This window comes from Vibrio sp. B1Z05, assembly GCF_052955985.1.
Genome location: NZ_CP130463.1, coordinates 1,287,915 through 1,299,989 on the forward strand (window position 1 = coordinate 1,287,915; position 12,075 = coordinate 1,299,989).

Annotated in this window: 13 protein-coding genes; 7 read left to right on the forward strand and 6 right to left on the reverse strand. The window is 42.2% G+C overall.

Going from position 1 to position 12,075, the window contains the following annotated elements:
• Positions 1–9 precede the first annotated feature (9 nt).
• Positions 10–471 (reverse strand): dCMP deaminase family protein, encoded by a 462-nt coding sequence (locus QV280_RS06010; protein WP_023404166.1) that lies wholly within the window; start codon positions 469–471, stop codon positions 10–12.
• Between the two features lie 229 nt (positions 472–700).
• On the opposite strand from QV280_RS06010, the gene QV280_RS06015 reads away from it, so the two are divergent.
• Together QV280_RS06015 and QV280_RS06020 are read left to right on the forward strand one after the other, a co-directional pair.
• The gene (locus QV280_RS06015; RefSeq protein ID WP_152821013.1) at positions 701–1,126 is read left to right on the forward strand and encodes an ATP-binding protein; all 426 of its coding nucleotides are present in this window, start codon (positions 701–703) and stop codon (positions 1,124–1,126) included.
• Between the two features lie 19 nt (positions 1,127–1,145).
• Positions 1,146–2,159: an adenosine deaminase gene (locus QV280_RS06020; RefSeq protein ID WP_152821011.1), complete on the forward strand. Its 1,014-nt coding sequence runs from the start codon at positions 1,146–1,148 to the stop codon at positions 2,157–2,159.
• A 77-nt stretch (positions 2,160–2,236) separates the two neighbouring features.
• Here QV280_RS06020 and QV280_RS06025 read toward each other — a convergent pair whose 3' ends face one another.
• Positions 2,237–2,755: a cysteine hydrolase family protein gene (locus tag QV280_RS06025; protein WP_023403871.1), complete on the reverse strand. Its 519-nt coding sequence runs from the start codon at positions 2,753–2,755 to the stop codon at positions 2,237–2,239.
• Between the two features lie 154 nt (positions 2,756–2,909).
• On the opposite strand from QV280_RS06025, the gene QV280_RS06030 reads away from it, so the two are divergent.
• Complete coding sequence (locus tag QV280_RS06030) at positions 2,910–3,824, forward strand: GlxA family transcriptional regulator (protein WP_152821009.1); 915 nt, start codon at positions 2,910–2,912, stop codon at positions 3,822–3,824.
• Positions 3,825–3,866: 42 nt separating this feature from the next.
• On the opposite strand, the gene QV280_RS06035 is transcribed toward QV280_RS06030, so the two are convergent.
• The gene (locus QV280_RS06035) at positions 3,867–4,886 is read right to left on the reverse strand and encodes a helix-turn-helix transcriptional regulator (protein WP_367869580.1); all 1,020 of its coding nucleotides are present in this window, start codon (positions 4,884–4,886) and stop codon (positions 3,867–3,869) included.
• Positions 4,887–5,016: 130 nt separating this feature from the next.
• Between QV280_RS06035 and rmuC the strand changes: the two genes are divergently transcribed.
• Together rmuC and ssb are read left to right on the forward strand one after the other, a co-directional pair.
• Positions 5,017–6,618, forward strand: a complete 1,602-nt coding sequence (rmuC, locus tag QV280_RS06040; RefSeq protein ID WP_152821007.1) for a DNA recombination protein RmuC — start codon at positions 5,017–5,019, stop codon at positions 6,616–6,618.
• Positions 6,619–6,733: 115 nt separating this feature from the next.
• Positions 6,734–7,195, forward strand: a complete 462-nt coding sequence (gene ssb / locus QV280_RS06045; protein ID WP_023403875.1) for a single-stranded DNA-binding protein — start codon at positions 6,734–6,736, stop codon at positions 7,193–7,195.
• A 74-nt stretch (positions 7,196–7,269) separates the two neighbouring features.
• On the opposite strand, the gene QV280_RS06050 is transcribed toward ssb, so the two are convergent.
• From QV280_RS06050 to QV280_RS06060, 3 genes are all read right to left on the reverse strand, one after another.
• The gene (locus tag QV280_RS06050; protein ID WP_152821005.1) at positions 7,270–8,343 is read right to left on the reverse strand and encodes a threonine aldolase family protein; all 1,074 of its coding nucleotides are present in this window, start codon (positions 8,341–8,343) and stop codon (positions 7,270–7,272) included.
• Positions 8,344–8,431: 88 nt separating this feature from the next.
• Positions 8,432–10,075, reverse strand: coding sequence for an SgrR family transcriptional regulator (locus tag QV280_RS06055; RefSeq protein WP_152821003.1), 1,644 nt, complete (start codon positions 10,073–10,075; stop codon positions 8,432–8,434).
• Positions 10,076–10,191: 116 nt separating this feature from the next.
• Complete coding sequence (locus tag QV280_RS06060; protein WP_152821001.1) at positions 10,192–10,878, reverse strand: VV20781 family protein; 687 nt, start codon at positions 10,876–10,878, stop codon at positions 10,192–10,194.
• 198 nt (positions 10,879–11,076) lie between these two features.
• On the opposite strand from QV280_RS06060, the gene QV280_RS06065 reads away from it, so the two are divergent.
• Together QV280_RS06065 and QV280_RS06070 are read left to right on the forward strand one after the other, a co-directional pair.
• A complete protein-coding gene (locus QV280_RS06065; RefSeq protein WP_152820999.1) occupies positions 11,077–11,280 on the forward strand; it encodes a hypothetical protein in 204 nt (67 codons plus the stop codon).
• Between the two features lie 98 nt (positions 11,281–11,378).
• Positions 11,379–11,954 (forward strand): outer membrane beta-barrel protein, encoded by a 576-nt coding sequence (locus QV280_RS06070; protein ID WP_023403879.1) that lies wholly within the window; start codon positions 11,379–11,381, stop codon positions 11,952–11,954.
• The last annotated feature ends 121 nt before the right edge of the window (positions 11,955–12,075 follow it).

Here is a 12,075-nt window from a genome sequence, read left to right on the forward strand (position 1 = left end):
GATTTAGATTTAAAGGCTGAGAGACTGGTCGCTCAGTTCTTTTTTTGCTAGCCAATCAATGTCTACACCGGCTTGATTGAACATGTCCTCACTGACTTTGATTTTATCACCCCAGCGGGAAAGAAAATCGGGATCTTGTTCTGGACAGTGTACGACAGAGATGCCGGTTTGAATGATCTTTGCTGCGCAATTTGGACAAGGAAAGTGCGTGACCCATATTTCACATGCATCAAGATCTCGCTTAGCAAACAAAATCGCATTTTCTTCAGCATGTAAGGTTTTTAAGTATTTCATGTCACGATCATCGGTTTCGGCGCTATCGGCAATCCCGTGCGGGTAGCCATTAAAGCCAACAGAAACGATTCGATTGTGTTTTGTGATTACGGCGCCAACTTGAGTTGAAGGGTCTTTACTCCAAGAAGCGACCAGTTTTGACATTTGATAAAAGCGCTTTGCCCATTTAGTTAGCATATTTAATTCCTTGATTTAGCTGACGGTTCAGCGTTAGCTTGTAGGCGCTTAGCTTAACGAATTACACCATAAGCCTAAACATTTTTCTTATAAGAAACACTGACCTTTATCGTTTATTACAATATTTTTCGTAAAATGAGCGGTAGTTAGCGAAGCCAACGGCGCGCATTGGCTAAAATAATCAAGGTATGGTTTTGCGATAACCAAAATTAAAAGGAACATCAGTACATTGCAGTTACTTATTCTGGTTCGCGGTTTACCTGGCTCAGGTAAATCCACTTTGGCAAAAAAACTCTGCCAGCAATGCGCAGGAGTGCATTTAGAGGCCGATATGTTTTTCACTGACAGCAATGATGAAAACTATCAGTTTAATGCCAATCAATTGAGTGAGGCGCATGCTTGGTGTCAGTCACAAACCGTCAAGGCACTCAAAAAAGGTAAAACGGTTGTTATCTCAAACACCTTTGTACAAAAATGGGAAATTGTAGCTTATCAAAAAATAGCCAAACAGTTGAGTATTGGCCTTAAAATTTATGAATGTTATCAACAGTTTGATAGTATCCACCACGTGCCAAGCAGCAAAATAAAACAGATGAGTAAACGTTGGTTTACCTTGTCTGGCGAACTAAAACAGTGCTTGGAAAACCTGACATAGGAATACGGAGAAAATAACGTTGCAACAATTTATTGAACAAATGCCAAAAGTGGAACTGCATCTGCACATTGAAGGGACTCTCGAGCCTGAATTAATGTTTGAATTAGCCAAAAGAAATCAGGTGTCTATCCCTTTTTCTTCGGCTGAGGAAGTCAAGCAAGCCTATCAATTCCACAACTTACAATCGTTTCTCGATATTTATTACCAAGGGGCAAATGTTCTTATCCAAGAGCAAGATTTCTTCGACCTAACTTGGGCTTATATTGAACATTGCCAGCAAGACAATGTACGCCATTGTGAAATATTCTTTGATCCGCAAACTCATACCGCAAGAGGGATTGAGTTTGACACTGTGGTGAATGGTATTCATAAAGCACTGCTGAAAGCTAAAGACGAATATGGCATCAGTAGCCAGCTCATTATGTGTTTTTTACGTCATCTTGATGAAAATTCAGCTTTTGAAACACTCACTCAAGCTTTGCCACATAAAGATAAAATCATTGGCGTAGGTTTAGATTCTTCTGAGTTAGGGCATCCGCCTGAGAAATTTGAAAGAGTATTTCAGCAAGCGATTAAAGAAGGTTTTTTAACCGTAGCGCATGCTGGAGAAGAAGGGCCATCAAGTAACATACAAGATGCCATGTCTTTGCTTGGTGTGTCGCGCGTTGATCACGGCGTAAGGTGTGTGGACGATCCTAAGTTGATTGAAACGTTGCAGGTGCTACAAGTGCCGTTAACCGTTTGTCCGTTATCGAATATTAAACTGAAAGTATTTGAAACAATGGAAGAGCACAACGTGGTTGAACTGCTGCGTCAGGGGTTGTGTGTAACCATCAACTCAGATGATCCGTCTTACTTTGGCGGATACATGACCGAAAACTTTTTACAGGTTGCGATGGCGCATCCTATAGAAGCGGACGAATTGGCGCAATTTACGCGAAATGCCATCAAAGCCAGCTTTATTGATGAGCATCAGAAACAAGTGTTAATGAAAGAAATTAACCACTATGTTGATGCTTTTAAGCGAAAATAACGGCTAATAGAAGATCGTAATAAAATGCCCTGTTAGTTTGAAGCTGACAGGGCATTTTTGTCTGTACTTGAGTCAAATCATAATGCTTGTTCGTTCGTGATCAAAGAGACGCGCGTAGACACAGCATGCAATGCGATATTGTGAATCATTTCATTCACAGTGGTTGTACAGTCCATTAAGATCGAAACTTTGTATTTCTCAGCACCTTTGGAAATAGCGGTGTGTGTGACGCAGTTTTGCGTCATCATGCCACAGATCAATAGCTCATCAACTTGGTGTTTTTGCAGTGTTTCTTCAAGAGTGGTCTTTTCGAAACCATCGGCAAAAGATTTAACCACTATGTCTGAATTTGGCGCTAACGCCATGATCTCATGATGAATTTCAGCGCCATGACTGCCTTGATTAAAAAACGGTGCAATGCCCATAGCAGGGTCGGCGATGTGTTGAATATGAATAACAGGGATATTGCTCGCATTTGCTTTGTTGATCGCCTGTTTGATATTGGCAAGGGTTTGCTCGGTGTTCCAAAGAGGGAATTTACCCTCTGCAAAGTAATCATTTTGTAAGTCGATAACTAAAAGTGCTTTCTGGCTCATGCGGTTTCTCCAATTAATTCGTTATGCGTTACGGGATGCTTTACTGCTTTCTTGCTTGCTATAAGGAGGCTCATTATAGAAGTGTTGCAGTGAACGCATAACAGTCTAAAATGACATAAACCATGCTAAAAACGACAGTTTGAGATTTTTGCTCATGAAACGGATTTTAATCGGTATCTGCCATTACCCAGATGCTCTGCAATCGGCTATTTATGGCTTGCAAGAGATGTTGCAAATGGCAAACAGTATTTGTGTTGAGCAAGCGCTTGGGATTGAATTTGAATCGGTTATTTTTGATAGTACGCAATTGCCGACGCAAGATTTTAGCGTGATCTTGCTGCCTCCTAGTTTGCATAACCATTATTATATGAAGCCAAATATCGAACTGATTGATTGGCTTAAAACGCAACATTCTCAGGGTAGTATTTTGGCGTCAGCCTGCGCGGGGGCATTTATTCTGGCGAGCACAAATACACTATTAAATAGAAGTGTGACTACCCATTGGGGCTTGTCAGATTTGTTTAAGCAGCAGTTTCCGGATGCTTGTTTGAATACCAATGAGATCCTTATCGACCATGGTGATGTTATTAGCGCTGGTGGCATGATGTCGTGGCTTGATCTTGGTTTTGAATTGGTCACCAAATACACCTCGGTCGGTGTCATGCGTCAATTAGGTAAGAGGTTAGTGGTAGATACTGCGCCAAGAGAGCAGCGTTTTTATCAACAATTTAATCCCTCGTTTTCACACGCAGATAAGGGGATTATTGCTGTTCAGCAAACAATGAATGTGCGTTTTACTGAGCAACTGCCGATCAAATGGCTTGCTGAGCAAGCCAACCTTACGGAGCGAACACTGCAAAGACGGTTTTTAAAAGCAACTGGCTATAACCCTAATCAATATTTACAGCGGCTTAGAGTACAAAAGGCCTGCGATCTCTTGGAAAGTACACATTATTCTTTTGACTGGATTGCCAATCAAGTGGGATATGAAGATAGCAATGCGTGTCGCAAAGTATTTATTAAAACCATGGGACTTACGCCCAGAGAGTTTCGTGCTCGCTTTAATTAGGGTGTACTTAAAGTAAATTTACGTGGTAGCTAGATCCTTCGTTTATTGATCCTCTTTCTTTTGATACTTAGCCAGTGCACTGTTTAAATTGTCGATCACTTTGTCGCGGATTTTTTGCGGTGAAACGACTTCAATTACGTTCGCGTTTTTCATTAACCACCATTCAAAACCCAGACTATCGCGAACTTTTGCTCTGATAGTAGTGATTTTATTATCTTTATAGACGATTTGTTGACACGCGGAGAGCTTAGTTTCTTCTATTAAGTGCAGTCCGGCGTAGTTATCAATATTGAGTTTGACTTCGATAAACTCACCACCAGAAAAGTGCGGTACATTACGTTGAACGTATTGTTTCGCATTAAAGGTTTTGTGCGCATCTTGCAGGCTAAAGCCCAGTTTTAGCTGCTTGATTCGATGAATGGCAAAGGTTCTGTATTCGTTCGTACCTTCTTTGGTCGCAATAAGATAGAAACTGCGCCCATGCAGTACGATCCCTAAAGGCTCGACGCTGTACTCTTGAGTGTGGCTATGCCCACGTTTTTGATAGGTTAAATGTAAGCCGCGTTTATCAATAATCGCTTGTTCAATGTCATCAATAAACGACTCATCAAATTGAGGCGAAGTTAGCTGAAATTCAATCGGAGAGTAGGTAAAGCGCTCCTTCCATAGCTCCGTTCTTTTATCCAGTGCCGTGTTGCTGGTGCTGATGAGGTTGGCGACTTCTTTGCGCATGGTCGGTGGCAACATCTGCAACACTTCATGCTCAATAATTTTCAGTGATAACACGCTGCTCATTGCCGAAGGGTTTATCGGATGAGGATGACCTTGGGCGATCTTAATTTGATGAGGGCGAGTGTCGGTGTTGATGTCTACGGAATAGTAATCGCTAGCAACTTTTGCAATGACCCTTTGCACGGTTTTCATTTGGCTTTTGTCATCAAGGGTCGAATCGAGTAACTCGTGTGAGAGCAACATTTGCTTAAGCTCTAAACTGGTGACATGTGCCGGGTGGCAAGGAATGTTTTGCAATACCAACTGATAACGTTCAAATGTTTTTGACACTGTGATTACCTGATCATCCACGAAAGAGAATAATTGTACATTAAGAGACACTTTTTGTCTCTATATCAGGCATAATAGAGCAAAGTATTCAGTATATGCTCAGCATAGCTCTTTGATTCAAGGAAACACCATGAACTTAACGTACGTGATATTTGGCTTAGTGTTAGTGATTGCCTGCGCAATATCGTATTGGTTGGCCAATCGCACACAAGCACAGCTGAAATTGGAGCTTGAGCTTGCCAATGCAGAACTGGCAAACCAAACCGAATTTGCCAAGGGTTATCAGCAAAAACTAGAACAAGCACAAGAAGAAAATGGCGATTTGGAAGTGCGCTGTGCACAACTGGGCTCAGAGATGCAGGCGCTGCGCGTGTCAGAGCATTCGTATCGCAAGCAGTTAACCGAAAAAGAGCATATGCTGCGTCAAGCTACGCAAACCCTCGGGCACGCCCAAGTCGCGGAAAGCTCGGCAAGCGCAAGTTTAAAAGCGAAGCACGAACAGTTGCTGGCGCAAAGTGAGCGTGCGTTGGCCCTTAATAATGAACTGAAAGAGCTGAATGAGAAGTACTCCATCGCAAGTGGAAAAATTGCTGAGCTGCATACCGAAATGGACACTAAAGAGGTGCATTTCAAAGCGCAAATTGAGCTGTTAAAAGAGAATAAACAAGAGTTAAGTAAAGAGTTTGAACGGTTAGCCAATGAAATTTTAGAGCGTAAAGGCAAGGCGTTTAAAGAGCTAAATACTGAAAGCATGAGCTCAATTTTAAATCCGATTCATCAAGAGCTTAGAGGCTTTAAAAACAAAGTTGAAGATATTCACAGCAAAGAAAGTGAACAGCGTGTTCAGCTTCGCACCGAATTGCAAAACTTGCAAAAGCTAAACCGTGAGATCACCGACCAAGCCGATAAACTGACTACTGCTCTAAAAGGCGAGAAGAAAGTGCAGGGCAACTGGGGTGAGTTGATGCTGGAAAATGTATTGGACAACTCAGGGCTTAGATTAGGCACAGATTACAAGCGTGAAGTGAGTATAGACAGCGAAGAAGGGCGCTTTAGACCTGATGCCATTGTTTACCTTCCGCAGAAAAAACACTTGGTTATTGATGCCAAAACATCGCTGAATGCTTATACAAGGTATGTGAATTCAGAAGATGTTGCAGAGCGAGAAATTGCGTTGCGTGAACATGCTAGCGCAGTACGCGATCGCATTAATGAGTTGTCGGCCAAGGAATACAGCAAACTGCCCGGCATTAACTCACCGGAAGTGGTGGTGATGTTTATTCCAATTGAATCGGCTTATGTTGAAGCGCTGAAAGCCGATCCTAACTTGTTCCAATCGGCATTGGAAAAAAACATTTTAGTGGCAACACCTACCACACTACTGACCAGTTTAAACATAGTTCGTCAGTTGTGGCGCTTTGAAGAGCAAAACAAACACACCGCTGAATTGGCTAACCGCGCCGAGAAGTTTTATACCAAGCTGAATACCTTTTTGAACTCAATGGAGGGTGTCGGTAAGCAACTTGATAAAGCCAAAGAGACTTACGATCGAGCGTTGGGGCAGTTACATACCGGTAAAGGCAACTTAATCAAACAAGCGTCCGAGTTTAAAGAATTAGGCGTTGCAGTGACCCGTGAATTGCCAAGCGAGTTGGTAGAAAAAGCCAATTTAGAGCTTGAGTATCACACGCCAAGCCCTGATTTTACAGTGATTGAGCACAATCAAGGCTAGGTTTTGTAATAAGCGCTGTAACGGCAAAAAATAACAACCACTATACTAAAAGCTAGTGTCTATGAAGCGGTAGCAGTCACTCATATTGGGTAAATGAAACAATTAAGGAATCAAAATGGCATCACGCGGCGTAAATAAAGTCATCATTTTAGGTAATCTTGGGACTGATCCTGAGTTAAGGCATTTTCCAAATGGTAATGCAGTAGCCAATTTTACAGTAGCGACCTCTGAAACATGGCAGGATAAAGCGACGGGTCAACAGCGAGAAAAAACAGAATGGCACCGTATCTCGGTGATGGGAAAACTAGCCGAAATTGCTGGAAATCACCTGCGAAAAGGTTCACAAGTGTACATTGAAGGTCAGTTGCAAACTCGTAAATGGCAAGACAAATCAGGCCAAGAACGTTACACAACTGAAATTGTGGTACAAGGCTTCAACGGCACAATGCAAATGTTAGGCTCTCGCCAACAAGGCGAATCAAGTCAACACTCACCAAACCAACCACAACAAAATACACCGAATAATCAAAACCAGTTTACGCCAAACACTGACGATTACGACGATATCCCGTTTTAGGTGGTGCGGGGTCAGGTCTTGAAATTTGCATGCCGCTTGCGGCATGCAAATTTCAAGACCTGACCCCGCAATGGCTACGCTTTCGCGTTTAACCAATCTAAAATGGAGAGTATGCGTTGGTCATCTAGGTTTAGTAGGGTGTCGCCTACGTAGATTTCGACCAGTGATTGGCTTGGGTGTCCGGTGACTTGTGGGAAGCCGAGCCAAACTTTTTCTTCTATTGCCAACTGGTCGCGTATTTGTAGCGCTGTTTTTTGATCAAACGGCAAGATCAGATGCAGCATATTTGCTTGTGGCTCGCTTGGATTTAAAGTGAATTTTGGGTAGCGGGCAATCAAAGAGTACAGCTGTTTAGTGCGTTCAAATAGCGCGGGCATTTGTGCCAGTCTTTGATCAAATTGCATGGCTGCCGAGACAATATAAGGGCTACGGTGAATTACATTGCCCCCTTGTCGTTGCATCCAGCGACTTGCTCGTTTAATAAACGCTTGATCGCCAAGTAAGATTGCGCCGCCTAATCCGCCTAGCCCTTTGTATAAAGAAACGTAAGCAGTATTAAAACCTGCGCTGATTTCGTGATAAGGTTTTTGGTAGTAAGCCGCTGATTCCCAAAGCCTCGCGCCATCCATATGCAGATGAATGTTATTGGTTTGGCAATGATTCTTGATTTTTTCAAGCTCTTGCCACGCAAGCAGTTGTCCACCAATTTCGCGCATTGGCAACTCGTACAATACCGCGGCTAATTCATCTGGGTAGTTTTCAAGGTCGTCAACGGTCCAAGGTTGGTATCGATTACCTAGCGGAGCAACAGTAAAGCGTTGTTGCAGTTGATAGTTTTGATTTTCGTGGCGCACGATATGACTGCTCTCATGCATGCCAACTAAAGGGTTACGCTTGCTTCGGCAAACAAGATCTAATGCGGTGACTTGCGCAAGGGTGCCGGTCATTACAAACAATCCAGCCTCATAACCTAATAGCTTAGCGACTTTCTGTTCAAAGCTTTGAATCAGCTCTCCCGTACCATAAACATCGTGTTCAATATTGTTTTCTTCACACCATGTTGCCATTTGCGCGTACATTTCAGCAGGTGTAGGTTGGTGGTGACCGTAGAGAATGACGTCACATTGATTACGTAGATTTTGTGTCATGCAGACAATCCTTTGCTGGTGATGGGGTCAGGTCTTGAAATTTACACCACCTTCGGTGGTGCAAATTTCAAGACCTGACCCCCAATAATTATGTTCGGTGATCGAACCAAATTGTAGAGAGGTTCATGAAGCCTAAGCCGTTGACATCTGTGCCTCTTAGGCTTTGATGGCTTTTGAATGAAATGGATTTTGTCCAAAGAGGGACAATTCTGTTTTGCTCGATATAGCGGCGTTCTAGTTGCAGCAATATATCTTGAATATTGTCGTTTTTTTGCACTTCAGACTGCCATTGCTGACGTTTAAACGGCGTCAGTAAATTCACCGCAGGTTCACTTAATAGCATCCAGTAGTAATGATCTAATATCGAATCTTGGCCGACAAGAAAATCATTGATCCACAATTCAGCTTTACTGAGTTCTTCAACATACTCAATTTGTACCCCAAGTTCTGTGAAACGATGCCACATATGGTGAAAATCTTGATGATTGTGCGCTAAGATCTTGATGGAGTGCGGCAGGGCAACTTTTAACTCTGAGTCATTGTCGTTAATACAAAGCGGCGTTTTACTGGGTTGGAATAGGTAACAACAAAGATTATGCGTTTCTTGGTAGTGACTAAGTAATACCTGACGGCAGACACGCGCAATGGCATTACGGCTGTTGTTATCCAGTCTGTGGCTCAAACATAAGCTCTTGGTGCCAAGTTGAGAAGTGTGAATTCCTTCTTTTTCTTGGAATTTAGTATCCAGCTCTTCGTATTCAAATAAATGACCGATAGAGGTTTTATTGGTTCTGAGCACATGCCAAAAATCGGCTTTGCGTAGAATGCCGTGCTGAGCAAAATACTGAGTGTTTTTTTGCAAACTCCAGTGATCGGTTTTGCGATTTCCCCAGTAATAAGGACCGCTGCCGTATGGATACTCAGGCTCACTTGGGTTGTCTAAAAATATAGCTGCATGAATATCGGCTAAGGTATGCAAAAAGATAGGATCATCATAATTTAAGGTGATCGAGACCCACTGCATGTCAATCTCAATCTCTTTGATGCATTGATACAGCTCGTTGGCTAAAACAGATTCTTCGGTATGCGCAAGTAATGACGATTTAACATGCTCTGGAGATAGCAATACGCCATTGTGAAAATACACATCCGGGCGAATACGAAAATAGTAGGTAAGACCTTCTTGATAAAACTGATGTGCAAGATGAGGTTGAAAGGTTTGTGTGGCATCATCAAATTTAATCAAGGTATCGAATAACACCGTCACATACATGCCTGCGTGACGATCTTGCATATACATAGGATGACAAAGGGGCAGGGTATAGGGTACCAGTGAAACCAGTTCATCAGAGCGATCACTACCACTTGAAAGTTCCGCTATCCAATCTGGAAGATGCTGTTTAAATACCGTTTGGTACTGAAAAATATCGGCGTAACGAGAGGCTTCGTTAAGCTCTCCTTTAGCGACATAATCTTTAATCACATCACACAGTACTTCATGAAAAGATCGTTTTACTTGCAGTTGAGTTTTAATGCCACGTCCACGACCGGGTATCCAATCTATCCAACCTAACTCACGTAGGTTTTTCATGGTTTTCGCGACATTTCGCGTCGAACATGACATAACTTGCGCCAATGTTTGGCTGTCTACGATAGTGGATTCTGTGCCGAAAAATCGATCCAGTTGTTTAAGACGGTTTAGATGAATAGTGCTGCTGGTTTTTTCGGTCATTATTACTAACTTAAGGTGAACAAAAAAGATGAACTATTAATACAATAGTTCATCTATTATTAGGATCAATACAAGATGTATTACCTGAACCAATTGATCGCGCTATTTACTAGCGATTAATCGTTCTTTGGTCTCCAGCTTAATGCACTTGCAATACTACCTACTACGATAGTGTCACGTTGATCTTGAGTGAGTTCAGGAAGCATTTGGATGCTGATTGAACCGTTAGTTTGGGTTGCTGCCACTTCTTTTCCGTCAATTTTGAAGCTGTAACCTAGAGGTTCGCCGGCTTCAAATGCAGAACCTTGCGCTTTTTTAACTGCAGCAAGTTGGATTTTAACGCCGTTTACACTTACAAAGCCTTCTTCTTTGCTTGCGCCCATCAAGCTGTGCTCTTCAGTGATTTCGTAAGAACCTACAGTTGTTCCATCTTGGGTAATATCACATTTGAATGGCTTACTACCGGAGAAATCAATACCGCCTAAGCTTAGGTTAGACTGTTCGCCAGTACATTGTAGTTTCCAATGTTTACCCGTTTTGCTATCAAGCTCAGCCATCATGCCGCCTTTGCTTGAACCCACAACGCCAAACCAGCTAGATTTTGATGAATCACGAGTAAAGCGACCACTATATTGTTCAGCGACTTTAAATGAGCCTTCGTCGCCGAAACCGCCAAATTTACCGTCAACAGTGACAGGAAGAACAGGCTGTGCATTGACTGCGTCTGACTTAACCATAATCGCAGTAGAGGCACAACCAAACAGGCTGCTTGCTACAAGTAGACCTAACGTTAACTTTTTCATAGTGTTCCTAAATTATTCCATTGATGACCTCACTATATGAAAGGCTTATAAATTAAAAGAGGAAGAGTGCTAGCAATGGAGTTCCGGTTTTAAAGTGAGCAGTTACCCTTTTATTTGATAGTAAGCTCCCAGAATTACAGAAAGAAATATTAGCAATAGTAGAATAGGGTGAGTGTAATCCCTTATATAGAGGCGAATGTGGATTACCTTTTCAACTCTAGCTATGACGCAGAAGAGCAAGCACGTCATGCGGTATATACCTTGGTAGGGCTTGAATGGCTGAGCATCGCGTCAATATTGAAACCATTGTTTGAGCATATATCGAGGCGTTGTTTGGCTTTGGATAAAGAAGACTCGCTATGCCAATGGCTTCGGTTAATCAACTGGGTTTATATTGAGTGAAATAAATAAAAGTGGAACTTGGGTAATATCACTGTTCGCTTTTTAAGTGTGATTCACGTCGTATACTTTTTTGCATTGAAGTTATAGGAGAAATCACAATGAAAAATTTCAAGTGGGCTATTTTAGGTGTTGCGTTAGTAGCGGGCTATGCGAGCGCAAGCGAAGCGAATTCTACAACAAGTTCTGATGCAGGCTTTTTCTCCGGTATCACTCTTGGTGCGGGTTACGCAAATGATAGTAACATTCAAGGTCAAACTTTAGATGGATACACTATTTACTCTCGTGGTTATCTGGTGCCGTCGTTAAAAGACTACTTGTTTACTGATTTCCGTTGGTCTCATACAACAGATGATGTACCTGTAAGTGCGACACAAGCAGGTGCTTTGATAACTAATAAATATGACTTAGAACGCTATCAAGCAAGTATCGGTGTTGATTATCCGTTCCAAGCAACACAAAGCATTACCATTAAACCTTACCTAACAGCAGGTTGGGCGTGGGATACACTGAAAATTGCTTCTCAAAAAGGCCATGACAACGGTATGGTAGGCGCATTGGGTCTTGAAACTCAATTTGGTCAACATGTGGTCACAGATCTTGGCTATTCAGAGCAATTCTCTGGTGATTTGAAAGCCAATCAATTCATGCTTGATGTCGGTTACAAGTTCAAATAACCGCTCGTTTTAAGCCTGAAATAACAAAATTTACAGCCCCCAAATACTGAGGTATTTGGGGGCTTTTCTATATTGTGCGTTTTTGTGGCATGTAACCTGTAGGTAATCGATTAACGATTGA

Bases quoted from the DNA above. Each gene is read 5' to 3' on its own strand.
- rmuC (WP_152821007.1), top strand. From the start codon at position 5,017: ATGAACTTAACGTACGTGATATTTGGCTTAGTGTTAGTGATTGCCTGC.
- QV280_RS06055 (WP_152821003.1), bottom strand. From the start codon at position 10,075: ATGACCGAAAAAACCAGCAGCACTATTCATCTAAACCGTCTTAAACAA.
- QV280_RS06050 (WP_152821005.1), bottom strand. From the start codon at position 8,343: ATGACACAAAATCTACGTAATCAATGTGACGTCATTCTCTACGGTCAC.
- QV280_RS06060 (WP_152821001.1), bottom strand. From the start codon at position 10,878: ATGAAAAAGTTAACGTTAGGTCTACTTGTAGCAAGCAGCCTGTTTGGT.
- QV280_RS06010 (WP_023404166.1), bottom strand. From the start codon at position 471: ATGCTAACTAAATGGGCAAAGCGCTTTTATCAAATGTCAAAACTGGTC.
- QV280_RS06070 (WP_023403879.1), top strand. From the start codon at position 11,379: ATGAAAAATTTCAAGTGGGCTATTTTAGGTGTTGCGTTAGTAGCGGGC.
- ssb (WP_023403875.1), top strand. From the start codon at position 6,734: ATGGCATCACGCGGCGTAAATAAAGTCATCATTTTAGGTAATCTTGGG.
- QV280_RS06025 (WP_023403871.1), bottom strand. From the start codon at position 2,755: ATGAGCCAGAAAGCACTTTTAGTTATCGACTTACAAAATGATTACTTT.
- QV280_RS06030 (WP_152821009.1), top strand. From the start codon at position 2,910: ATGAAACGGATTTTAATCGGTATCTGCCATTACCCAGATGCTCTGCAA.